The following is a 25,745-nucleotide window of genomic DNA, read 5'->3' on the forward strand; positions in this document are numbered from 1 at the left end:
AATGATAAAACGCCGACATTATGACACCGGTGTCAGACGGGGATCAATAAAAATTTTCAGTTCCCGCTAAAAATATTGCAAAATGCGCCCCCTATTCGGCCTAATGGCCAAGTGCAAATGCGCACCTAGAATTTCAGCCGGGTTTGTATTAACCCATGAGGACATACATGAAAGGTAAAGCCACCTCCTTCGATATCGCCCACTATGCCGGGGTATCGCAATCAACGGTGTCACGGGCACTGCGCGGCAGCCCCTTGGTCAATGAAGAAACCCGCCGTCGGGTGGTCGAGGTAGCGCGTAAGCTCAATTACAAGGTCGATAAAAATGCCAGTAACCTGAGGGCACAGCAAAGCTCGACTCTGGCGGTACTGCTGTTTGAAGACCCAACCTCGGATGAGTCTCAGATCAACCCCTTTTTCTTGTCCATGCTCGGCTCCATTACCCGAGCCTGTGCCAAGGCCGGCTATGATCTGTTGGTGTCCTTTCAATCCAGCAGCAACGACTGGCACGCCGATTATGCCGAAAGCCACCGCGCCGATGGTATTATCCTGCTCGGCTATGGCGACTATATGGACTATCAAAGCAAGTTTGAGCGCCTGCTAGAGAGCGATACCAAGTTTGTGTGCTGGGGTGCCAATGTTGAAGGACGCCCGGAGTTAACCGTCAGCTGTGACAACAGTCGCGGCGGCGCCCTTGTGGCCGAGCACTTAATTGAATTAGGGCGCACCGACTGTGCCTTTATCGGCGATACATCACACCATAGCCCGGAGTTCAGCGCCCGCTTTAATGGCTTTGCCGAGCGCCTTAAAACTCATGGTGCTCATGTGAGCGAACGCAAAATAGCCACCGCAATTTCCACCGAGGAGTCCGGCTATCAGGCGACCAAGTCCTTATTGGCCAATAACATTAAATTTAATGCCCTGTTTGGCGCCAGCGACCTCATTGCCATAGGCGCCATTCGCGCATTGCAGGAGGCAGGCTTAAGGGTGCCCCATGATGTGTCCGTGGTTGGCTTTGATGACCTGGCTGTGGCGCGTTTTTGCACCCCGCCACTGTCGACTGTGCAGCAAAACACCACACTCGCCGGGCAAATGCTGGTCGCTAATTTATTGAATTTGATAGCAAAGCAGGAAGTGGATGTTGCCAGCAGCGTCTTACCACCACAATTGATTGTTAGACAATCAAGTAAATAGGTAATGCAGTTTTATCTAATAGAAAGGCAGTGTTAGGAAATAATAACCTTTTCTTTTAGCCCTTGTGGCAAGGGTAAACCGAGTTTACTCTTGCCTCTTATCTCCCATATCTCATCCACTTCGGCGGCATCGACCTCTAATATAAAGCCGTCTGACAGGCTGATAAATCCAAGTCTCGATGCAAGCTGTTCATCATGAGTTAGTAAACCAAATACTTTGGAACGAGAACTATATCCGCAAATAATAAACTCCAGCCCCTTGTAACGCCCTCTTGTTGCTACTTCATAAGCATTGCTCATATCTGCAACCTTGATGCTTTTACAATAGCGGCCTTCGTTGTCATCTAATTTAAACCCCTTGATATAACCTAACTTTTTTGCATAGGAGATTTCTCTCATATGATCTATATCTGGGTCTGATATGCCATGCCCGTAACACTCCCTGACCAGCATATGGGTATTATTATACAGGGTGTAGGTTCCATTTCTTATTTCCACACTATTACCTCGAGTAAAGCTGGTTTCTCTCGTTTATATCTACGCCAACTTACATCAGGTAAATTCATTGCGCCTAGTTTAACGATCACTTCTTAACAGCGTCTAGATAAAACAACCAAGAATACTCACAGGAGTATAACGCACACTTTGAAACATGTGTTAATTAACTACTTGTTTTATTTAAAATAATAAATCAAGGGCTATTATGAAAATGACCCTCCTAGTCAATAACAATAAAAGAAGGAACTTGTCCTATGTATCGCAGCTTTTTCCTAAGTGCATTTAGTATTGCCGTATTAGCCGGTTGTGGTGGCTCAGGCGGCTTCGATTCAACAGCGCCCCCTGAACCCAGCGGTAAAACGTTAACCATTACCGCCGTGTATAGGGACGCGTGTGGCAACGAAACCCCGGACAGAGACGCCGCCCTGATCATACATAATGCCGATTATTCCAACAAAACCACGGTGTATGCCGATGACAATGGCGTCATTAGCTACCCAACAACGAAGGATCACTAAACATTTTCTTTAGTCAGGCTAGTCCAAGAGAAAATCGATGGTATTACGCCCGTAGATTTGCTTACCTTCGTTGACCACCCTGTGATCGATTTAGGAAAAAACGCTTTGCAAACGGATGATACCAGTGCATGTGAATGTAGGACCAGCAATGTACAAGTAGCCATCCCCGCACGCGTTAACAGCTATGTAGAAAGTAGCATGTTATATGGTGCAATGTTCGACACCTATCAAAAAGGCGTTGGTTCAGTCACGTACCAAGCAGTTGTTCAGTGTAAACAAAGTGGTTCCGAGCAATGGCCGCAGCTTTCTGTAATTAACCAATTTAGCTCGCCTGAGCAAGCGTATGGCGCTTTATTCGCCGACCTCAATGACGGTGGCACAACTGAGGTTGCAGCGGAGCTTGTCGGTACCCCTGTTGTCATTAATTCTGATATGTTTTACAAGCAAGTCTCTGCTATCGTTGATAGTAATAGTCACTTGTACAATTATGGAGTTAACGGCTCCAAAGATGTCTTCGCTTTCACCCATCAAAGCATAGAGAACCACAGCATTACTGCATACGAACATGAAAATTTAGACAATCCATCCGGTGATGGATACATCATCACCTCATCAACTGTCAGAACCAAAGAAATTAATCAAACATTTGATTTACCACCCATGGCCCTGAGCTTAGATAACCTGGCCTCTGTACTGACTCTTGATGGTCAAGATTATGACATAGCCCAAAGCGGCGTAGACTACGCTTTCATTTTCATTGCCATGGAAGCCTCTTACTATAATCGTCCACTTCTTGGCTGGAGTATTTTTGCGCCGCCAAGCGGCACAAGTGTAAACATCGAAAATCTAAACCTTGCTGAGTTTATAGATGAGTCAGTACTTGAGTCTAAGGTGAATTCACTAAGTATGTCTGTAACAGCTAGAGACTATGGCGGCATGCCCGGCTACGAAGACTATATGAAGCGACGTCCGACTAGACAACCCAGTACCTTTAATGACCCTGAATATACGCAAGCTAAAACCAAGACAGTTCAATTGACAGTCGATGACCTTAGTTACTCGCAATCAGCCTTGTCTAACCTAATACCGACACAGTTTTAAACGACTCCACACTAAAATGCCGCCTATAAATATAGGCGGCATTTTTTGTCTAATTGGTCGCAGCCCAATTAATCTTGCTTAAGTTTTTGCTCCACCACAGGATAGTGATCCCACACCCGTTTATCGCTTAGTGAGCGCAGCAGTTTCACGTATTCGGCGTGAGTCCAGGCCAGAGGTGTGGCCGAGTTGGTGCCCTGCCCCAACTCATAACCGAAGGGGTTAACGCCAACGCCATCCCATACCTGCTCGGGTAGCATCATGCCCTTATTGGCAAAGCCTTCCATACCGCGTACATAGGTGTGTTGGATATCGGCGTACTTCTGCGCCGCAGCGTCGCCTGTTAGCGATTGCGCCACGGCAATTTCATAGTGACCGCGCTCACCGGTAAAGAAGGGCCATACACGACCGCGTTGACCATCGCTATTCACTCCACCCTCTGCGTAGTTGGTACCACGTTTTTCATCTTCACCATAGCCATCGTTACCGTAACGGCGCCAGCCCGGGAAGGCCTCGCCTTCGGCATCGGTGAAGCTGTATTTAACGCGCAGGTTTTCCGCTAGGGTTTGGTCATCGTACTCCGGCAGTGATTCGAGTACCGAGTCACTGCTTGCGGCGCGTACGCCATAACGCACCAGCTCCAGGAAACCGCCATCGAGGATCTGCTTCTTATCCATGCCCTGACGGCCATTGTTGGCGGCCAACTTGGTATCGGCGTTGGCATTCAGGTCCTGAGCGATACGCACAAAATAACGGCCATTGGCATTGTCGCCCTTGAGCGTACCCTTGGTAGTAAACATCAGGGCTTCAACGTCCTGGTTATATTGTTTGGCCGTTGCTAGGTAACGTGCAGCATTTTTATCATCACCGCTGAGCGTGGCGATTTCCGCGGCACTGATAAGGCCCGCAATAACCGCTGCCGTGGTTGAGGGCGAATAACCGGCCTGCTCTTCCCAACGCTCTTGTTGGGTTAACGGCGGGGTGATCTGCACATCATTCCAAAGAATTTTCGCCAGGCCACCGTCAACGAGAAAGTCGGCGGCAGGTTTAAGCATATCTGCATACCAGTTGCTTAACTCTTCCTTGGTGAGTACCTCACCCTGGTAAAGTTTCCACGCCAGCATAATAGGCATGGCGGTTTGATCCAGCTGAACACCCACCCATTCCAACTCACCATCAACATGGGTCTTTTGTAAGAACCAGCCACTGTCGCCCTGATTGCCGGGCGTGTTTTCACGCACCTGAACCTTAGGCAGGTAGTTGAATGCAGCCTTGGCGGTGTCACTGTCGCCCATGGCCAAAAACGCCATGGCCACCTGATAGAAATCACGCACCCAAACCGCCTTATAGCCTGTATGCCCCTGCTCGGCTTTGACCGTATCACCCCAAGGGTTCGACAAGGACGCAATCAGCGCGCCGGCGTGAGTTTTATCTTCCTGCGCTTTAAGCACCAGAGCACTGGTGTTAAGCAGCTTGCCGCCGTCTTTGGTCGCAGCATATAAATCTGTTACAGACAGGCTTTGCAAATAGTCCTGCCAGCCAATAAAGTCGCCTTCGCCATTGTAATGCGCCAATACTGTGTCATAGCCTCGACTCAGGGTCTTTTGCCCCTCGGCCAGCGCGCTTTGCTCCGTGTTGCCATAGCTCAGTACCAAGTCAAATTCGGCACCTTCTTTAATCTCACCCAGGGTCGCACTCATGGTGACGTTCCCGGTTTGCTCGCCGGTGCTGGTGTAGCGTGCAAAGCTATTACCTTTATTGGCTGGGTTAAACGGTCGCTTTGACCGAAAAAGCCTACCGAAGTATCTTTTAGGCCCTGTTTGCTTTGCAGGCTTAAGAAGTGTTTGCCTTGGCTGTAGGCAAGCAATGCATCGCCGGCCACCTTGGCGCTGTCATTTAAGCCATCATTATTTACATAGGGATTAACCTGCACATGGGCGCTTAGGCCAGGTTGGTTTGCTTCAAAGCGAACGCGCACCATCAGCGACTGAGCATCCGGATCGGTAAAGATATCCTTGATAATACGAAAACGCCCCTGCTCATCTTCACTGGTTACCCGGTAGGCCAAAGAAAGCGGACGGCCTTGCTCGTCGGTATCCAGGTACTCAAGCGTGTTTTTTAAGCCATCTTGCTCGCTGACCACAAAGTCATCGCCGGTGACAATAAACTGCATATCGCGAATTTGCGCCTGGTGGATAAGGCCAAACATGGTTTCGGTGATCATACCTTTCGCCAGGGAGAACCACACCTTAGACACGGGGCCGGTCGCAGCCTGCTCGCTGTATTGGCCGTTATGATAGGCCTCAAATGAGGTGCCTATGCCGGTTTTGCCCGAATAGGCCCAATAAGGGGTGTCACCAGGAGCACCCGGCGCTACCGTCTGTACCTGAGTTGTTTGCTGCTCGGCGCTGTTACAGCCCGTCAGCCCTGCGACCAGCATGGCCGCCATAACTGAATTTAAAACTTTCACTGAGTGTCCCCTTATTATTTTACTAATTTGACTCGACTAACCGCGATGGCACCTAGGACAAAGGAAATGCCGCCAATCACTAAGGCATAAATAGGCTGGTTGGCGAACCCATGCTTGAGAATAAGACCCAGGATGCTGGCCGCGAGCAACTGTGGAATAACGATAAAGAAGTTAAAAATACCCATGTAGACCCCCATTTTTGCGCTCGGCAAAGTGGTCGATAGCATGGCGTAAGGTAAAGAGAGAATCGACGCCCAGGCAAAACCTATGCCTACCATGGGTAACATCAACCAGCTTGGATCTGCAATAAACATAAAGCTGATTAGCGCCGCCGCGCCTAAGATAAGATTCAGCGCATGGGTCAAACGTATGCCCATGCGCTTAACCATGATAGGAATAATCAAGGCAGCCAAAGCGGCAAAACCATTGTAGGCGGCAAACAGTACACCCACCCAGTCGGCACCGTCGTTATAGGCCTTGGAAGTCACATCTAAGGTATCGTAGTGGTAACTGGTTACCGCCGCCGTGGTATAAATCCACATGGCAAACAGTGAGAACCAGCTGAAAAACTGCACCCAGGCCAGCTGGCGCATGGCCGTTGGCATGGTGAAAACATCGTAAACCACGGCAAAAAAGCCGTTTTCTGTGTATTCCTTCGCTTGCTGCCACAGGGCAATGCCTTGCAACAAGGCAAAGGCCACTAGTCCGGCGCCCAGCAGATACAGCTCTTTTTCCAGATCTAGGGCCGTCACCAAGGCGATAATAGACACGCCAATCACACCACTGATGCTCATGGTGCGGCCAAAATTAATCTCTTGCATTTGCGTGTCGCTCTCAAGATGCGCTTCGCTCTTTTCAAACGCCGCCAACTGCTCTGGACTGTATTCCTTGGTGGTAAACACTGTCCACATCACGCTCACCAATAAGAAGACACCGCCAATATAGAAGGCATATTGCACCGACTCAGGGATCACCCCGGCAGCGGCGGTATTGCTGACATCAAACCAGTTGCTTAGGATCCAAGGCAGACTTGAGGCCACCACGGCGCCTATGCCGATAAAGAAACTTTGCAGCGAATAACCCAGGGCGCGCTGTTTATTGGGCAGGTTATCGCCCACTAAGGCACGAAACGGCTCCATGGTAACGTTAATGGAGGCATCCATAATCCACAGCATACCGGCGGCAACCCACAGAGTTGGCGAGTTCGGCATTACCAGAAGTGCTGCCGTAGTCACTATGGCACCATAGAAAAAGTAAGGACGACGACGGCCTAAGCGTCCCCAGGTTTTATCGCTCATATAGCCGATGATCGGCTGTACAATTAAACCGGTTAAAGGCGCTGCGACCCAAAGAATGGGAATATCATCGATATCGGCACCCAGGGTTTGGAAAATACGACTGACATTGGCATTTTGCAGGGCAAAGCCGAATTGTATGCCCATAAAGCCCAAACACATGTTCCAAATTTGCCAGAAGCTCAGGCTAGGCCTTTCAATATTCATCTACTTGGATCCCCATCTGAAACACGGTAACGCCCTGATATGGCAACTTGATTGGAATTTCCTTATCTAAATACAGAGGATCCGTACCCAGGAGGGTTTTCCCGACCATGGCTTCCTCTGGCTCAATATCAACAAACACCGGATGCTTGCCAAAGTTAGCAACCACGACAATACGCTGATCGCCTAGCCTGCGCTCAAAACTGATCACTGCATGGGGCGCCGAGTTTGGCACTGGGATCAGCTCACCGGCGACAATCGCAGGAAGAGAATTAAGTGCCATCAAATCAATATAAAACTGGCGCAGCGCACGCTGCTCATCGTTAAGCGCGCCGCCGTCGAACTTGCCGCCATTCATCCACTGCTGATGCGCGGGCACGCCGATATAATCAAAAATACTGGTACGTGTTGGGTCGCCGAATCCCGGCTCTTCAGAGCCATCTTCGCCCACGGTTTGGCCGAAATACAACATGCTAGGTGAGCGCCCAATTAGGGTTGAGACCGTCATCGCCGGCTTGCCCCAGCGCATATCGCCAGCAAAATCCGGGCTCGCCAGGCGCTGCTCATCGTGGTTTTCCAAAAAGTGCAGCATATGCTGTTCAATATCTGCCACCTCTTGGTGCGTTGCCAGCAGCTCGCTGGCCTCTGCTTTACCTTGAATAATGGCCTTAAGGCTGTCGTAGAAACCGACCTTGTCGTACAGGTAATCCATCTTGCCTAAATGAATATAAGGGCGGTACAGCTCGGGGTTATAAACCTCGGCCAGCAAGAAGGCATCCGGGTTGCTCATCTTGATGGAGGAGTTTAAAAAGCTCCAAAATTCCACCGGCACCATTTCCGCCATATCGTAGCGGAAGCCATCGACACCCTTTTCGAGCCAGTATTGGGTGATATCGCGGAACTTATACCAGCTATCGGGCAGCTCCTGCTCCTGCCAAAAGGCATAATGGGCACGATAATCCAGCTCGGCGTAGTTATCCGGCAAACGGGGGAAGTCATAGCTGCCATCCGGCTTGACGCCATAGTTGATCTTTACCGTTTCATACCAGTCGTTAATATCCGGCTGGGCCTTGCGAGCACCATTACCTGTCCATTTCGCCGGGCTTTCGGCAAATTTACCGTCCGCAAGCGGGTGGCTTTGGCCGCCCAGCACCTGATAGTTGGTGTCTTGGGGAACAATAAAGTCCTCACCCACCACATAATAGAAGTTGTTGTCGCGCTTATAAGCGACACTGGTATCGTCATTGGCACCGAAATCTGCAGTGCCCTGAGGCTTGCTGACGGAATGATAATCGCGGGCGACATGATTGGGCACTATGTCGATGATCACCTTCATGCCATGCTTATGGGTGCGTGCGATCAGCTCTTCAAATTCACGCAGGCGGTCGGCGGGTTTGGATGCCAAGTCCGGATTCACATTGTAGTAATCCTTAATGGCATAGGGCGATCCGGCGCGGCCTTTAACCACATCCGGGTCATCACTTGGCAGGCCAAAATCGCTGTAGTCGGTCACCATGGCATGGTGCAAAACACCGGTATACCAGATATGAGTGACACCCAGCTCTTTAATGCCTATAAGCGCCGCATCATTGAAATCCGCAAATTTACCGACGCCGTTTTGCTCCAGCGTGCCCCAGGGTTCATTGGCGCTCTTGGTATTACCAAATAAACGGGTAAATACCTGATAGACCAAGGGCTTTTGCATCTGCTGCATGCCCTGCTCTGCGGTGCTTTCAGTGCTTGCGTCTTGTTGTTGTGGCCCCTGGCCACAGGCGACGAGCGCGGCGCTGAGCGACAGTGCCAATAACGGCGTTTTCAACTTGCTATTTATCATTCGCTTACTTTATTTATCTTTTGTTATGACAAAAATATTACGTGCTCTAGACCCGCTTGGGTATGGCGTGCATACGTATTCAAACCAGTCCGGTGCCATATTATCGGCGGATTCAGGCGAGTATCAGCGCCCTTGTTTGGCGCTTTTTACTAAGGAACCGAGATAATCCTGGTGGCTCGGCATTTGTGCCACTGTGCGCTCAATTAAGGTGCGCAAACTGGCCAACAATTCGCTGCGCTGCTCGGCGCTAAATTGCTCTGCCAAGGGATGATGTTGCTGCGGCCAGCAATTTTGTCCAAGCAACACCTGCTGCCAGGCAACCTCGGCGAACAGCTCATCCTGATAGCGAAATACCGTACCCGTTTTTTCAAACAGTTCCAGCTTTTGCGTTAAAGACTCCGGCAATTCCATGCTTTGGCAGTGGCGCCAAAAGGCGCTGTCTTGGCGTTGGTTCAAGGCATAGTGGAGAATGATAAAATCGCGAATTTGCGCCATTTCCGTACTAAATTGCCGATTATAGGAATCCCGCGCCTCAGCGCTAATCTCCCTGTGGGGGAAATGTTTAACCAGACGAATAATCGCCGTTTGAATAAGGTGAATACTGGTGGACTCCAAGGGCTCCAAGAAGCCACTGCTGAGGCCAATGGCCACCACATTGTTTTGCCACTGTTTGCGTCGCTGCCCGGTGCGAAATTTAATAACCCTGGGCTCGGTAATGGGCTTACCCGGCAGGTTTTCAAGCAACTGGGTCATTGCCTGCTGCTCATCCATATACCGGGAGCAATACACCAAACCGTTACCCATGCGATGTTGTAGCGGGATTTGCCACTGCCAGCCACACTCGCGGGCGATGGCCCGGGTATAAGGTTTAGGGCTGTGCCCTTCGGGCAATTCGCATTGCACCGCAATAGCACGGTCGCACGGCAACCAGTGGCCCCAGTCTTCAAAGCCCACTCCCAGGGTTTGCTCGATAAGCAAAGCACGCAGGCCGCTGCAATCGATAAACAAGTCGGCTTCAATCTCGCTGCCGTTGTCGAGCGTCAGGGCGCGAATATCGCCATTGTTATGCTGACTCACCTGCATCACCTTGGCATCTATGCGCGTCACCCCCATGGCCTCGGCACGCTCGCGTAACAATTGGGCATAAAGTGAAGCATCGAAATGATAGGCATGTTGGGTGCCGGGCAATTGCGTACCGGGTATCTGTGCCAGGGGTGTAAAACGCTCGGCTTTGGCAGCCTGATAATTTAATGAGTAATCCCACAGCGAGCCGCTGTAACCCTGCTCTTTTGCGGCATGAAAAATATGGTGGAAGTCACAAAAGGGAAACGCCTTACCGAGTGAGCCAAAGGCATGCATATAGCGCTCGCCCACCTGCCCCCAGTTTTCGAACTCAATACCCAGTTTAATGGTGGCGCTGGTGCGCTCTACCAGGGTTTGCTCGTCTATGCCAAGGGCCTGATTAAAAGCGACTATCGGGGGAATGGTGGCTTCGCCTACCCCTACTGTGCCAATTTGCGTCGACTCCACCAGGGTAATATCCAGACGCGCGCCCATCAGTTTTGCCAATAAGGCCGCACTAAGCCAACCAGCTGTACCACCACCGAGGATCAATACCTTTTTCACTTCCGCCATTATCCTGCTCCTGTGAAAAAGCCCTTGAAAATTCAAGGGCTTTTTTTAACTTCAGTTAAGAGTTATAGCTCATACTTGAAGCCCAGCAAGTAAGTACGACCATAATCCTGGTAGTCACGTACTTGCAGCGAGTTATCACCTTGCAGTGATACAAACGGCTCTTCGGTGATGTTTTGTACCTGGAAGGTCATTTCCAGACCTTCTAGGCCGGCAATACCCGACTCACCGAAGTCATAACCGATTTGCGCATCCCAAATGGTCTCACCTTGGATAGCAACCTGATCGGTTGAGAAACCAGGGCCATAGATATCGCCTTTAAAGTCGCTACGCTTACGCATGCTGGTACGGGCGCTGAAACCATAACGCTCATAGTAAAGAGTAAAGCTTTGAATACTATCAGACAGACCCGGCAGTTCATATTCATCACCGTTAGGGGTTTCCACATCCTGCTCTACGCCTGTGTGGCTGGCCAGTAAACCAAAACCTTCAAGCTCATCGGCAAAAAGATTGAACGGCAGCGCAAGTGATAGTTCGTAACCCCATAGGTCGCCGCCACCGCCATTGATTTTACCCGAGCCGGTCGCCGTGCTGTGCTCCGGCACTAGACCAGTGGCCGGATCGGCAGTGCCGCTCATATCCGCTTCATAAATACCGTCGAAAATCCACTCGTTCAGGTCCTTGTAGAACACGGCAACGGAGAAGTAACCTTCATCGCTGAAGTAGTTTTCATAGCTTAAGTCAAAACCTGTTGCTTCTTTTGGCTCCAGCGATGGGTTACCACCGGATACAGACCAGTGATTACCGTTTTCATCAGGTCGATCCGGATTGTATGAGGCATCGATAGAGGCATTCATCTCATCCAGACGAGCACGAGAAATAGTCTTAGCTGCACCAAAACGTACGGTTTGATCTTCTGTAATGGCGAAGTTCAGGTTGATGCTAGGTAACAAGTGTGAGTAATCGTGACTGATATCGGTTGGCTCTGCCACTACTAGGCCATCGGCGTCAACGCTAAAGGCATAACCTTGTGACGACTGCTCGGTGCGTACATAACGCAGACCAACATTACCTGTCACTGGCACATCACCCAAAGCGGCATCGATATTGGCTTGCACAAAGGCGGCCGTCACTTCTTCTTGCACTGTCCAAGAACGCGTTAAGTGCTTAGAATCGGTCAGGCTCTCGGCCATTAGATTATAATAACCGTCGTCAACAAGGGCGCGGGTATCGTAAGCGATCATCTCGCCCATGCCGATAAAGCTAAGATCAGCTGTACCTAAACGGTATTGCTCTGGTACTACTAGCATGCCTGGGTTGCTCAAGGAGAAATCCGCTAGCGTCATAAAGTAACCTTCAGACAGCTTGGTCTTTTCACGGTCACGGTACGAGATACCAAAATCTATGCTATTGATATATTCGTTATCGAGCAGCTTTTTGGCCGCTAGTTTTAACGTCGTCAGTTCATCTTCAACTTCCGGCGCATTAATAAAGCCATCTTGAGCGGTATTTTGATACTCAGTGCCAGTCAGGCCGTAGTGATTATTTAATGCGGCGCTGTGACCCCAGGATAGCGGGCCACCTAGTTGGATCAGGTTAAAGTCACTGTAATCCAGACCATGAGTAAACTGGGCGCCTGTGTTGCCACTGTTGAAGGTGTAGCCCAAATCATCGGCTACGCCATTGTTGTCGCCGCGACCAGTACCTGAATAACTTTCGATACTCCATACCTGACGGTCTACTTCAGAGCGGCTGGCGTCGAATTCAACCGACCATTCGTCACTTACTTGATACTCAAGGTTAAAACCAAACTGAGTTAGCTCGGCCTTACGCTCTTCAAAGTCGTTACGTACGACAACGCGCTGACCTTGGGTAATCGCACTGGTAACAAATCCCGTTTCATCATCAACGGCCAGTGGTGTTCTCGTACCCTGACCCCAGGCAAAAGGTACCTCGATACCACGGAGGATCTTCTCATCAGAGAAATCCACATACAGGGCGTCAAAGGTCATGTTCAGGTCGCTGGTCGGTGCATATTCAAGCACCAACATGGCGGAGTCGCGCTCTAGGGTAGAAGAGCGAACGAAAGGTTTGGCGCCGCCCAGGATAGAATAGGTGTTGCCATCGGGCGTTTCAACATCCGGGTAACCCCATGAGTTCCAACGCTTTTCCTGGTTTGGAGAGCTCATGGTGGTGTACGCAAAGGCCACACCCAAGGTGTCATCGGCAAATTGATCGATATAAGAGATGGTGCCACGGAAACCTTTATCGTCGCCATCCGGGTTTAACTTATCGAAACTGGTTTGCTCAAATTGACCATTGAATTGGATAACCTGCTCGCCCTTGCTTAAAGGACGTACGGTTTGCATGTCGATCACACCGGCGATGCCTTCGGCTTCAATCGAGGCACTCGGTGTTTTATATACGGTTACGCCGCTCATGATCTCAGAAGGATACAGGTCAAACTCAACACCACGGTTATCGCTGATTGAAACCTGCTCGCGACCATTAAAGGTAGTGGCGCTTTCGTTTTCGCTAAAACCACGTACGCTAACGCGTGATGCACGGCCATCTAAGCGCTGGGCAGTTAGACCCGGTAGACGCGCGATTGACTCGGCAATAGATGAATCCGGTAGCTTACCAATGTCTTCAGCAGAAATAGACTCTACCACTTCGTTGGCGAAACGCTTGGTGTTGATTGACTCGGCGACGCTGCGGCGGAAACCGCGCACTTCGATCACTTCAACCTTTTGTTGCTCTTCGATGTTCGCGGCGTCATTTTCTTGCGCCAACGCAACATTGCTACTGGCAACCCCGGCGCTGATCAGCGCAAGAGTTAGCATACTTGGTTTGAACATAGACATACTGTTTTACCCCAATTAACCATAATGTGTGGCCGAACGAGGTGGAAGTTAGCGCTGCACCAAGTTGGCTCATGTTGTTGTCACAAAAAATACTAACTCTCGTGCTAAATTAATAACAAATTTATGCATACGTATTCAGGCCCCGCAACAGGCATTTTATTAACATTAAGGTTACAACAACTGTTACATCATTATAGCCATAACGCCCACTGACGCACCCTGCAGCGAGGACGCATTTGTAAACGTCTTGGGTGGCAAATAAGAAGCCATTACAACAGGGTAAATGTTAATAAAAGTCCGACCTCTGTCACCACTTGGTTTGCTCAAGCCCAAGCCATGATTTATGCGCTCGACACAGTGTTAATTGGTCAGACCAAAATTAAATTACACCATACTGGTGCAAAACCCAGCCGCAACGCCCAAATTCAGTGCATTCTCATTATTGCATTTATGACAATCAAGTAATGTATTTTTCCCATTGGTAAACTTGGTTTGAGTTACTTACTGCCCCTTTTGCAGCCCAATAGGAGGCTTTTGCTTCATTTTCTGCATACGTATCCACAATGCATACGTATGCAGTTCTTTTACAAGCCTTTGTAGCATGCCGTATTCTTTTCTCAGTTTGACTAATTAGGTTTTCATCTGGAGTGTGATATGGCAAACCCACAATGGTGGAAAGGTGCGGTTATTTACCAAATTTATCCCCGCAGTTTTCAAGACACCAATGGTGATGGCATTGGCGATCTTCGCGGTATTATCAACCGCTTAGACTATATTAACGATCTCGGCGTGGATGCCGTGTGGATCTCGCCGTTTTTTAAGTCTCCGATGAAAGACTTTGGCTATGATATTAGCGACTACCGCGATATCGACCCGCTGTTTGGCGACCTTGCCGACTTCGATGAGCTGATAGCCGAAGCCCATAAGCGTGACATCAAGATTATTATCGATCAGGTATTAAGTCATACCTCAGATCAGCACCCTTGGTTCTTAGCAAGCCGCGAAAGCAAAGACAATGACTTATCCGACTGGTATGTGTGGGCCGATGCCAATGAAGACGGCACTCAGCCTAACAACTGGTTGTCTATTTTCGGCGGCCCGGCATGGCAATGGGAGCCCCGTCGCGGTCAGTATTATTTGCATAACTTCTTAACCGAGCAACCGGATCTTAACTTCCATAACCCGGACGTACGCAAAGCGGTACTCGATAATGTTGAGTTCTGGTTGGAAAAAGGCGTTGATGGTTTCCGTTTGGATGCCATTAATTTCTGCTATCACGATGCCCAGCTCCGTGACAATCCGGCCAAGCCGAAGGAAAAACGTCAGGGTCGTGGCTTTAGCGAAGATAACCCTTACGCCTTCCAATACCACTATTACAATAATACACAGCCGGAAAACCTAGAGTTTATGCGCGATATCCGTGCCCTGCTCGACAAGTACCCAGGCACAGTAGCGCTGGGTGAAATCTCTTCGGAAGACTCCTTAGCGACCATGGCCGAGTACACCTCAGGTGGCGACAAACTGCACATGGGTTATAGCTTTGAGTTGCTAACCAATGACTACAGCAGTGCATACATTCGCACCACGGTGGAAACCTTAGAAGCGCGTATGCTTGAAGGCTGGCCGTGCTGGGCCTTTAGCAACCATGATGTGGAGCGCGTTGCCAGCCGCTGGTCACCAAGCGGCGAAGTACAGCCACAGCAGGTGAAAATGTTGACCGCACTCCTAGCTTCACTGCGCGGCAGTGTGTGCATGTATCAAGGTGAAGAACTGGGTCTGGGCGAAGCCAGCGTGGCGTTTGAAGATCTACAAGACCCTTATGGCATCACCTTCTGGCCAAACTTTAAAGGCCGTGACGGTTGTCGTACGCCCATGCCTTGGCAAGACACTGAACAAGGCGGCTTTAGCAGTGCCAAGCCCTGGCTGCCACTGAGCCCTGCCCACCTGCTAAACAATGTGGCCTCACAACAGCAGGAGCAGGACTCTATCCTTAAGGCCTATCAAGAGTTTATGCATTGGCGTCGCAGTCAGAGCGTATTGCTTGAAGGCGATATCGCCTTTATTGACAGCGATGAGCCAATCTTAGCGTTTCGTCGTCAGCATCAGGGCAAAACCCTGCTGTGTTACTTCAACCTGGCAGCGCAGAGCGCACAGATAGACCTAGAGGCACAGCCTGTGCAGCAGTTTAACCAGCTTAGCCATCACAGCGGCACGCTTGAGGGCAACACCCTGACTCTGCCTGGCTTTGGTTGCTGGTTCGCGCAGCTTTAAGCACACTTTAAGCAAGCTTAAAACCGGTCAACAAGATTCACAGTGACTAGCGCACACCCACAAGAGCACCCTAAGGTGCTCTTTTTTTCTCGGCAAATCTTACCTTGCATAACGGCGATTTTCTTTATCCTAACGATAAAAATAACTCACTTTTCTAAGTACCCACACTGAGCTAAAAATACAGCCATGTTGAATGGTTTTGCCCTTGGCAACCATGGCAACGATATTAATTCCTAGAGGATAAGAATATGAAATGCCAAGTTTTAAGTGTGTTATTTGCTATTAGCTTAAGCAATGCTTATGCCAGTGATGATTTACCAGTCGCCCCCGCGGAGACGATCAAGGAGTACACGCAGATGTGCCTAGACTGGGCCAGGGAAGATGACATCGACGAGCAAGGCTTGTACAAGTACGTTTTGGACTGCGTCAACGAGGAGTTGACCTCAGCGGGCTATCAAACTGTAGAAAAAGTAGATATCAAATAACCACTTAGCTTATTCATAGCACGCGCGTTCAAACGCTGGCTATAAGCCTAGGGGAAAATAAAAGCCGCCTGGAATCCAGAGCGGCTTTTTTTATAGCGAGTTAGATGGACTTACTGCGAGCCCTATTTGGCCTTTTTAGCAGCGGCTTTTTGCTTTTCTTCCACCACCCATTTGCCATGCTCATAAGTTGCCTTCCAGCCCGTGGCCTTACCATCTACCTCTGTCATCACATACTGAGACTTGGTTTTGCGGCTAAAGCGGACAATCGCCGGGTTACCATCCGAGTCCTCACTAGGCGCGTCGGCAAGGTAATAGAATTTCGGTGAAATTCGGTCACGGAAGCGTCGCAGCTCTTCCACTTTAGGCGCTCGTGTTTCCCTTGATTTCGGGAAGGTCGAAGCGGCAAGGAAAATACCTGCAGCGCCGTCACGTAACACAAAGTAGGCGTCCGATTTCTCACACTCTAGTTCCGGCAGGTGCACAGGATCTTCTTTTGGTGGCGCCGGCTCACCATTTTTCAACAGCTTGCGAGTGTTTTTACATTCTTCATTGGTACAGCCGAAGTATTTACCGAAGCGGCCGTTTTTCAGCTCCATATCGCTGCCACATTTATCGCACTCGATAATGGGACCATCATAACCCTTAAGCTTAAACTGACCCTGTTCAATAAGATAGCCGCTACAACCCGGGTTATTACCACAGACATGCAGTTTACGGTTTTCATCGATAAGGTAAGAGTCCATCGCCGTTTCGCACTTAGGACAGCGCTTCATCTGCATCAGGGTCGAGGTTTCTACGTCTTCCACCTCATCGGCGTTCACCGCTTCCTCACCTGGGGTAAGATTCATGGTGGTGGTACAACGCTCCTTCGGCGGCAGGTTATAGCCGGTACAACCCAAGAACACGCCGGTTGATGCGGTACGAATACCCATTTTACGACCACAGGTCGGACAATCGATATCGGTTTCCACCATCTGATTTTGGCGCATGCCGCCTTCGGCTTCATCGCCACCGGCAATGCTCAGCTGGCTGCTAAAGTCGGCGTAGAAGTTATCCAGTACCTGAGTCCACTGACGCTCGCCCTCGGCGATATCATCCAGACGTTCTTCCATTTTGGCGGTAAAGTCATAGTTCATCAACTCGGTGAAATTCTCAAGCAGACGATCGGTGACGATTTCACCCATTTTCTCGGCAAAGAAGCGACGGTTTTCAACACGCACATAGCCGCGATCCTGAATGGTACTGATAATGGCCGCATAGGTAGAAGGACGACCAATGCCACGCTTTTCAAGCTCTTTAACCAGACTCGCTTCGCTAAAACGCGCCGGCGGCTTGGTAAAGTGCTGCTGCGGGTCAAGCTCAACCAAGGACAGTTCATCACCGACTTTTAATGCCGGTAGCGCCTGCTCTTCTTCGTTTTTCTTACGTACCGCTGGCTGCACTCGCGTCCAACCGTCAAAACGCATCACTCGGCCCTTGGCTTTAAGCTCAAAGTCACCGGCTTCTACGCGAATGGTGGTTAAATCGTATTGCGCCGGTACCATCTGACAGGCCACAAACTGGCGCCAGATCAGTTCATACAGCTTCTTGGCATCGGCGTCGACGCCTTCTACATGACCTGAAAGTATATTGACATCGGAAGGACGAATCGCTTCGTGCGCTTCCTGGGCATTGCCCTTAGCGCTGTAAATATTGGCGGTTTCCGGCAGATAATTAGCACCAAACTTGTCGTTAACATAGTCGCGACACATGTTTATCGCGTCTTGCGACAGGTTGGTCGAGTCGGTACGCATATAGGTAATATAACCGGCTTCGTACAGACGCTGCGCCAACATCATGGTTTTCTTTACGCCATAGCCCAGGCGCGTACTGGCTGCCTGTTGCATGGTCGAGGTAATAAAGGGGGCACTCGGACGGCTCTTGCTCGGCTTTTCTTCTACTTCGCTGACCACATAACGAGCATCTTGTAAAAGTGCCGTTGCGGCGTCGGCCTGTTCTTTATTTACAGGTTTGAATGCTTCACCTTGTTGTTTGCTCACCAACAGGCGCAGGGCTTCTTTCTTGGCGCTAACATCGGCGTGAATATCCCAGAATTCCTGAGGAATAAAGGCCTTGATCTCGCGCTCGCGTTCAACCAACAAACGCACGGCGACAGACTGAACGCGACCGGCAGACAAACCACGGGCAACTTTTTGCCACAACAGCGGCGATACCATAAAGCCCACAACACGGTCGAGAAAACGGCGGGCTTGCTGCGCCTGCACCATATCGGTGTTGAGCTCGCCAGGAGCTGAGAAGGCTTGTTGAATGGCATTTTTGGTGATTTCGTTAAACACCACGCGCTTATACTTGTCTTTATCGCCACCGATAATTTCTTCGAGGTGCCAAGCAATGGCTTCCCCTTCTCTATCCAAATCGGTTGCGAGATAGATTTCATCGGCATCTTGGGCTAGCTTTTTCAGCTCCTGAACCACCTTCTCTTTACCGGGAAGGATTTCATAATGGGGCTGCCAGCCTTTTTCCGGGTCTATGCCCATGCGCGCAACTAGGTTTTGGTAGTCTCGCTTCTTTTTATAGGCCGCCTTTTCCTCCGGCGCCATTTTACGTACTTCTGCCGGAGACTTGCCTGCAGGTGCTTTGGCTTTACCCGAGCCAGACGTAGGTAAGTCACGGACATGACCAACGCTGGACTTAACGATGAAGTCCTTACCCAGGTATTTATTGATTGTTTTTGCTTTTGCAGGAGACTCTACAATGACTAGCGATTTGCCCATAATAGTCTAAGTTGACCCATCTCTTATATATAATGACTGCCCTTGTCCTGGGCACGAATAAATATAGGTATATCTACTATCACCCATTGTTACAAGCTTTAACACTAAACTTTTATCCAATCAGTGATTTTTTAACCAGCGCTTGCTGCGCTTTTAACCAGAGGCGAATTATGTAAAATAGCGGCCACTGGCTAGGGTCTGTTTATCTTTGCGGTTTACTTTATGTTCAATCTAAACGCATTCTGATCGCGACGCGAGCTATGCAGCTTAGTTATTCTATGTAAATAGTGAGCAACAAAGAGCAGGAGGCGTTTAGATGAACCCACAGGGCAGCGCTTGTAGTGTCTTTCTACTGTGTTATCGCATGCTCATGTAGAATAACTACACCACACATGCTCTACCTTGTATAAATACACCTCAAACTGCTGCAGAAACAAACAGCAAAGGTCAACAGACCCTTTTGCGGGGCAAATATATAGGAATAAAAACAAAATTGCCAACCGCGCACCCTGCATTTACCTCCTAAAGCATAAAAACTGATTGTTTATCCCGTGTTCAGAGCCACAAAATCACGGTTAGCGGCCTGCTTATTTAGTGCGCAGATTGATAAAAAGTTATCGTTTTTCGCTGCATTAAAGCCGGTTCGCTGATAGGCTATAGCAAAATTATTATAATGAAGTTGATCGTTACTTATGTCTTCACAAGGTTCATTAAGTCTCACCACACGCATTATGCTGGGTATGGGACTGGGAGTATTTGTTGGCTTCCTGTTCAAATTTATCCTCGGCGGTGAACAAGAATTACTGTTGAACTTAGGGCTTTTTTCCCTGCCAATTAAAGCATTTTTCGTTGATGGCCTGTTCCATATCGGCGGACAAATCTTTATCGCCAGCTTAAAAATGTTAGTGGTGCCCTTGGTGTTTGTGTCCCTAGTTTGCGGTACCTGTAACTTAAGCGATCCGAAAACTTTGGGGCGTTTGGGCGGCAAGTCCATCGTTTTGTACCTTGCCACCACGGCCATTGCCATTACCGTTGCCATCACCCTGGCGCTGCTGTTTAACCCAGGTGAAGGCATCGCCCTGCCTCATGATGCCAGCTTTGATGCCAAACAGGCACCGACCCTGGCGCAGGTGATCATCAGCATGTTCCCGACCAACCCAATAGATGCCATGGCCAATGGCAACATGCTGCAAGTAATCGTCTTTTCTTTACTCTTTGGTGTCGCCATGGCCCTTAGCGGCGAAGCGGGACAGCGCTTAAGCGCAATTTTCGAAGACCTAAACAATGTGATTCTTAAGCTGGTGACCCTGCTTATGAACATCGCCCCATACGGGGTATTTTGTTTGATGGCAAAACTCTTTACCACCATAGAAATCGCACTGATCTGGAGCCTGGCCAAATACTTTGGCGTGGTGCTTTTGGCCCTGGCCATCCATGGTTTAATAAACTACTCGGTTATCTTCAAAGTCTTTACCGGCCTAAGTCCATTTAGATTCCTGGCGCAGATGAAAGACACCTGCTTGTTTGCTTTTAGTACCTCAAGCTCCAGCGCCACCATGCCGGTTACCCTTGAGACGGCAACCAAGAAGCTGGGCGCCAGCAACTCTGTGGCTTCTTTTACAGTGCCTCTGGGCGCCACCATTAATATGGATGGCACCGCCATTATGCAGGGTGTGGCCACCGTATTTATCGCCCAGGTCTTTATGGTTGATTTAACGCTATCCGATTACCTTATGGTTATTCTTACTGCAACTCTGGCCTCTGTGGGCACAGCCGGCGTACCCGGTGTTGGCCTGATCATGCTGGCCATGGTGCTTAACCAGGTTGGCCTGCCGGTAGAAGGTATCGCCCTGATCATAGGTGTTGACCGCCTGCTGGATATGACCCGCACCGCGGTTAATGTGACCGGCGACTGTATGGTGACTTGTGTGGTAGCCAAGTCCGAAGGTCAGCTCGATGAAGCCGTGTTTAACGACTTAGAATCGGCCAAGGAACTTGAAGAATACAACCCCAAGGCTAAGAGCTAACGGCTCAGGCCTACGGGCTGTGATCTGAAATATAAAAGCCTCGCAACACGCGAGGCTTTTTTATCACACTATAAAATTAAGGCCTAAGACTTTTGCTCTTACTCCAAAGGCGCATCCCAAGCTGCTCAATGGTGATGGCAAAATTCTTTGCTACCTTCTCCGCCAGGCCTTTTTTCTGCTTATAGGTCACCTTGTAGGTTTGGTAGTCCTTCACCAGGTTTAATAGCTCATCGTCACTGGTGCTTATTCTGTCCACCAGACCCTTGTTATGGGCATCCAGGGCAAACCAATGCTCCCCGGTGGCCACTTGCTCGATATCCAGCGCGGGACGATGCTCGGCAACAAACTGCTTAAATAAAGTATGAGTTTGCTCTATTTCTTCACGGAACTTTTCCCGTCCGGCATCGGTATTTTCGCCAAACAGAGTCAGGGTGCGCTTATATTGACCCGCGGTGATCTGCTCATAGTCAATATCGTGCTTTTTGAGCACCTTATTAAAGTTAGGGATTTGCGCAATCACACCGATAGAGCCGACGATGGCAAAGGGCGCGGCGATTATTTCATCGGCCACACAGGCCATCATATAGCCACCGCTGGCGGCAACCTTGTCTATGGCCACGGTCAGCTTAATCTCAGCGTCTTTAAGACGTTGTAATTGCGATGCACCAAGGCCATAGCCGTGTACTACTCCGCCGCCGCTCTCTAAACGCACCAGCACCTGGTCTTTATCCTTATCCGCCAAGCTGATAATGGCGCTCACTTCCTGGCGCAAGGACTCAACTTCATGAGCATCCATAGAGCCTTTAAAGTCGATAACATAAAGCCGCCCCTTAGGCTCTTTGTCCGCCTCTTCCTTAGCCGCCTGCTTGCGCTCTTTATTAAGTACCTTTAACGCTTTTTTATCCAGCGTATTGTCTAGGAAGTCATCCTTTATCTGCTTCATCTGCTCGGATAAATCATCTACTTCCAAAGTGCCGGGTTTAGTTTTTGGCTTGGCCGCGGCGCCAACAATAAGAGCAATAACCACACCTATGGCCACCACTATGGTCAGGGCTTTAGCCAAAAACAGGCCATATTCAAACAAGTATTCCACTGAAATTCCTCTTAAATTTACTATGCAGGCAATGTAACACAGCGTAGCGACATAAAAAAAGCCGCACCCTAGGGGTACGGCTTCAATCTCTAAGTTATACGCTTACTTGGCGATAACAGACGCATCTGAAATCGGCAATACAGTACCTTTAGTTGCCAGGTATGTAGCAAACTGGCGCTGCATTTCAGCGTTAGCCGCAGCACTGCTTTGCGCATCGGCACCTGCCATCTCATCCGGTGCCGGTGTTAGCAAGGAGCCATGGTGACCTTTAGCAAAGCGAACCAGGTAGCTGGCCGGCTCTGGAGTCATTTTCATCTCGGTAGCAACCGTTGCGCCCATCAAGAGCGACAAAGGAATGGTACCGGCGATCGGGTTGGTTGCCACTTGCACCGGAACTACGGTATCAGGTTTATTACCCGCACCATCACCCACCACCGCGGTTGTCAGCACAGGTGTACCCTGAGCATTGACACGCATGGCGTAGTTGGTCGGATCGCCGGCATCAATAATGGTCTGCGCCGCAAATGAGAACTCACTGACCAGGCCTTGAATGTTCGCCAAGCTGGCACTGTCGCCCGTGGCTTGCAGTGAAGCCAGGAAGGCCTGATAACTACAAGTTACATAGGCTTCTTGGTTTTCTACATACTGAGCACAGCTGGCCAGGGCATCGCCTTGCATAAAGGCGCTAAAGGCGGCCGATTCTGCGCTACCTGCGCCTAATAATACCGACCCCTGGATAAAGGGACCGAAGGTATCGGAATTAAGTAAGATGCTGGCGGCACCGCCACCACCACTGCTCAGCGCTGCAGTATGCACCTTGAATAATGGGTCTACCTGAGGTGCCAGCGGCGTATTGGTTGTGGCCAAGAACGACGGCGACACGATAGAGCCCATGGAAATGGCACCCAGGCTCACGTCTTGGGCGTTTAGTTCAGGATCGCCACTGAAGTTTAAGGCCAAACGCAGACCCAATAGATCCGCAGTTGACTGGCGTACATTATCACGGCCCACCAACAGGGATTGCAGGTTCATATAGGCCAGGATAGAGCCGGTAGTAGCGTTAAAATCATCGGTACCGTCAAGATCCACATCGATACCGCGCTCACCGTGCGCCGGTAAATCTATGGCCACGGTTGCTAAGCCTTGCAGACTAAGCGCACCAGTTAATGCCAGCATGTCTTCTTTTTGACGGGTAATACCGTGTTGTAAGATAACCACGGGCCAACCGCCTTCAGGCATGCTCATCGCTGGCAAGCCTAACTGACCACGAATGGCGTTTAGGGTGGCCAAATCGCTCGGCTTGGTGATCTGCACCGGCACATTGGCGTAGCTTTGTACTTTCGGGATCTTATTGTACTTGGTGAGATGACGCTTATCATCTAGACCCAGATCGCGCAGTAACCCACCACTTAGAGCATGACATAAGGCATCCTCGGTCGTTTGTGGTTGCTCAGGGAAAGCTTCACCGACATTGGCTCTATGGGCCATCACCGCAACGGCATTATCGCAGGCACCCTGCCAGTAAATGTCGTTTAAATCGCTAAGCTCGGTGCCTTCAGGAGTCTTTAGATAGTTAGGAAGCAGCACGCTGCCTTTTTCATAACTGACCGCGTTAAACATCACAGGCACATCTTGCATGCCTTGCATGGCGAAGACCTGACCCACGGTAATAAGGGGCTGCTCTGGAATTTGCACCGCAGGCGTCGGCAGGCTTGGCTCTTGTATTGAGGCCGCCAGGATACTCTTAATGGTATTCAAGATTTCGCCGGCCGATTGCATGGTCATGGCCGCCGAATAAATAATATCGTCCTTGCTTAAATCTGTGCTGCCAACAATGACATTTTCATAGCTGTTGAGCACCGCTTGCAGTGATTTTTGCTCTGGCGTCACCAAAGGCTCTTCACCGCTGGCCAAGGCGTAAGTTGACGAAGACGCGATGGCGCGACCTTCACTGTCTTTGAGACCGGTTGTTAATACAGTGATGTAAGAGCGGCCTTGCGTGAAAGGTTTCAACGGCACTACGGCCACTGCGTCACCACTGCCCTGGGTGATAAAATCTACGCCGAAGCCTAATTCTTTAACGAACTCACAAGCGATACCAGCGGGCACGGCAGCACAGCTTTGCGAGCTTTGATCTGCGCCCATCACCACTTCAAAAATACGCACGCTACCCGGGGTGGCTGCCGAGGTTGCATCTAAGCTTACGCCGGCTGCGAATTTTAAGTCGATTTTAAATGGCGTTTGCGTCGACCAGCCGTCCAAGGCACCAAGGGCCAACTGGGGGCTACTGTAATCATCGCCTTCGCCGGGAATAGCTAAAGTACCGTCTTGAGTGCCGCTAAATAGCAGGTCGTTGGGAACCGACACAGCGCCGTTACTTGGGTCAAAAACCACGGTAGATAGTGGAATGACTGTTGGGGTTTCTGTTTTGATTTCTTCGAGCGTGTCTTCGCTGCCACAGCCAGCGAGAGCAGAAGCTACAGCGAGAGAAAGTAGCATTTTTTTCATTGTGTTGGCTCCAAACCTGTTCTTATTGTTCTGCGCAAATAATGTTAATCAAAATGATAGAAAATCGTTAATGACACATTAGACCAGTTTAACTTATCGTAAACAGGTACGTTTCGCTACTTAAATTTGTAATAAATCACTTACTTGTTTATTGACTGTGGTAAAATCCAGCAAAAATCATGCGCTAGGTGCTACTGATGCAAAACTACAATGCAAGTGCGAATGCACTAGACCAAAAAACTATACTTGTTACTGGAGCCGGCGACGGCATCGGCCGTGTTGCCGCCCTGACTTACGCCAAGCACGGTGCGACAGTGATCTTGCTGGGTAAAACCACCAAAAAACTTGAGGCCGTGTACGATGAAATCGTTGCCGCCGGTTACCCACAGCCTGCGATTGTACCTTTGGATTTAAAAGGTGCAACCAAGCAAAACTATCGCGACTTAGCCGCCACCATAGAGCAGCAATTCGGCAAGCTTGATGGCCTGTTGAACAATGCCAGTATCCTCGGCTCTCTAGGTCCCCTTGAGCACTTCTGCTCATCGACCTTTGAAAGCATTATGAAGGTTAACGTCACCGCCCAAGCGCTGTTAACCAAGGCCATGTTCCCTGTGCTACGCAAGGCGCCGCATGCATCTATTATCTTTACCTCATCGGGTGTAGGCCGCGAGGGTCGTGAATTTTGGGGTGCCTACTCTATCTCTAAATTCGCCACCGAAGGCATGATGCAAACCTGGTCAAAAGAAGTGGGTAAAACCAACATCCGCATCAACTGTATTAACCCAGGTGCTACCCGCACCAGCATGCGTGCCAGCGCCTTCCCAGGTGAAGACAGAGATAAACTGGCGACGCCAGAAGATTTGATGCCGACCTACCTGTACCTGATGAGCGATGACTCAATCGAGGTAAATGGTCAGTCGCTGGATGCGCAAACAAAAAAGTAAGCTAATAATTTAATTTGGCTTAGACATAAAAAACGCCG

Annotated in this window: 15 protein-coding genes and 1 pseudogene; 7 read left to right on the forward strand and 9 right to left on the reverse strand. The window is 49.8% G+C overall.

Features of this window, described 5'->3' with window-relative positions; genetic code table 11:
* Window positions 1–167: 167 nt before the first annotated feature.
* Window positions 168–1,193 carry a LacI family DNA-binding transcriptional regulator gene (locus C2M24_RS00125; protein WP_105199225.1) on the forward strand — a complete coding sequence of 342 codons (1,026 nt, stop codon included), beginning with the start codon at window positions 168–170 and terminating at the stop codon, window positions 1,191–1,193.
* Between the two features lie 32 nt (window positions 1,194–1,225).
* Here the strand turns inward: C2M24_RS00125 and C2M24_RS00130 are convergent, their stop codons facing one another.
* Entirely contained in the window at window positions 1,226–1,690 is a 465-nt protein-coding gene (locus C2M24_RS00130) for a hypothetical protein (protein WP_158683666.1), read from the reverse strand.
* Window positions 1,691–1,944: 254 nt separating this feature from the next.
* Between C2M24_RS00130 and C2M24_RS00135 the strand changes: the two genes are divergently transcribed.
* Complete coding sequence (locus tag C2M24_RS00135; RefSeq protein WP_105212902.1) at window positions 1,945–2,208, forward strand: hypothetical protein; 264 nt, start codon at window positions 1,945–1,947, stop codon at window positions 2,206–2,208.
* Window positions 2,209–2,289: 81 nt separating this feature from the next.
* Window positions 2,290–3,309, forward strand: a complete 1,020-nt coding sequence (locus C2M24_RS00140; RefSeq protein ID WP_158683667.1) for a hypothetical protein — start codon at window positions 2,290–2,292, stop codon at window positions 3,307–3,309.
* Window positions 3,310–3,377: 68 nt separating this feature from the next.
* On the opposite strand, the pseudogene C2M24_RS00145 reads toward C2M24_RS00140, so the two are convergent.
* The 5 genes and pseudogenes from C2M24_RS00145 to C2M24_RS00165 all read right to left on the reverse strand — a co-directional run bounded on the left by C2M24_RS00145 (window position 3,378) and on the right by C2M24_RS00165 (window position 13,605).
* Window positions 3,378–5,776 (reverse strand): annotated as a pseudogene (locus tag C2M24_RS00145) (glycoside hydrolase family 15 protein).
* Between the two features lie 14 nt (window positions 5,777–5,790).
* Window positions 5,791–7,278 (reverse strand): MFS transporter, encoded by a 1,488-nt coding sequence (locus C2M24_RS00150; protein WP_105212904.1) that lies wholly within the window; start codon window positions 7,276–7,278, stop codon window positions 5,791–5,793.
* Window positions 7,268–9,109 (reverse strand): alpha-amylase family glycosyl hydrolase, encoded by a 1,842-nt coding sequence (locus C2M24_RS00155; protein ID WP_105212905.1) that lies wholly within the window; start codon window positions 9,107–9,109, stop codon window positions 7,268–7,270. The genes C2M24_RS00150 and C2M24_RS00155 overlap by 11 nt, the downstream gene beginning before the upstream one ends.
* 123 nt (window positions 9,110–9,232) lie before the next feature.
* Window positions 9,233–10,744 carry a tryptophan halogenase family protein gene (locus tag C2M24_RS00160; RefSeq protein WP_105212906.1) on the reverse strand — a complete coding sequence of 504 codons (1,512 nt, stop codon included), beginning with the start codon at window positions 10,742–10,744 and terminating at the stop codon, window positions 9,233–9,235.
* 62 nt (window positions 10,745–10,806) lie between these two features.
* A complete protein-coding gene (locus tag C2M24_RS00165; RefSeq protein WP_105212907.1) occupies window positions 10,807–13,605 on the reverse strand; it encodes a TonB-dependent receptor in 2,799 nt (932 codons plus the stop codon).
* Between the two features lie 654 nt (window positions 13,606–14,259).
* On the opposite strand from C2M24_RS00165, the gene C2M24_RS00170 reads away from it, so the two are divergent.
* Together C2M24_RS00170 and C2M24_RS00175 are read left to right on the forward strand one after the other, a co-directional pair.
* Window positions 14,260–15,876, forward strand: coding sequence for an alpha-glucosidase family protein (locus tag C2M24_RS00170; protein WP_105212908.1), 1,617 nt, complete (start codon window positions 14,260–14,262; stop codon window positions 15,874–15,876).
* Window positions 15,877–16,124: 248 nt separating this feature from the next.
* Window positions 16,125–16,361, forward strand: coding sequence for a hypothetical protein (locus C2M24_RS00175; RefSeq protein WP_105199215.1), 237 nt, complete (start codon window positions 16,125–16,127; stop codon window positions 16,359–16,361).
* Window positions 16,362–16,483: 122 nt separating this feature from the next.
* On the opposite strand, the gene topA is transcribed toward C2M24_RS00175, so the two are convergent.
* A complete protein-coding gene (gene topA / locus C2M24_RS00180) occupies window positions 16,484–19,135 on the reverse strand; it encodes a type I DNA topoisomerase (protein ID WP_105199214.1) in 2,652 nt (883 codons plus the stop codon).
* A 692-nt stretch (window positions 19,136–19,827) separates the two neighbouring features.
* Between topA and C2M24_RS00185 the strand changes: the two genes are divergently transcribed.
* Window positions 19,828–21,162 carry a dicarboxylate/amino acid:cation symporter gene (locus C2M24_RS00185; protein ID WP_105199213.1) on the forward strand — a complete coding sequence of 445 codons (1,335 nt, stop codon included), beginning with the start codon at window positions 19,828–19,830 and terminating at the stop codon, window positions 21,160–21,162.
* Window positions 21,163–21,238: 76 nt separating this feature from the next.
* On the opposite strand, the gene sohB is transcribed toward C2M24_RS00185, so the two are convergent.
* Both sohB and C2M24_RS00195 read right to left on the reverse strand, forming a co-directional pair.
* Complete coding sequence (gene sohB, locus C2M24_RS00190) at window positions 21,239–22,255, reverse strand: protease SohB (RefSeq protein ID WP_105199212.1); 1,017 nt, start codon at window positions 22,253–22,255, stop codon at window positions 21,239–21,241.
* Between the two features lie 102 nt (window positions 22,256–22,357).
* Window positions 22,358–24,763 carry a VolA/Pla-1 family phospholipase gene (locus C2M24_RS00195; RefSeq protein WP_105212909.1) on the reverse strand — a complete coding sequence of 802 codons (2,406 nt, stop codon included), beginning with the start codon at window positions 24,761–24,763 and terminating at the stop codon, window positions 22,358–22,360.
* Between the two features lie 197 nt (window positions 24,764–24,960).
* Between C2M24_RS00195 and C2M24_RS00200 the strand changes: the two genes are divergently transcribed.
* Window positions 24,961–25,707 (forward strand): YciK family oxidoreductase, encoded by a 747-nt coding sequence (locus C2M24_RS00200; RefSeq protein WP_105199210.1) that lies wholly within the window; start codon window positions 24,961–24,963, stop codon window positions 25,705–25,707.
* Window positions 25,708–25,745 lie beyond the last annotated feature (38 nt).

The sequence above is a fragment of the Pseudoalteromonas sp. T1lg22 genome (assembly GCF_002964645.1).
Taxonomy (GTDB): Bacteria; Pseudomonadota; Gammaproteobacteria; order Enterobacterales; family Alteromonadaceae; genus Pseudoalteromonas.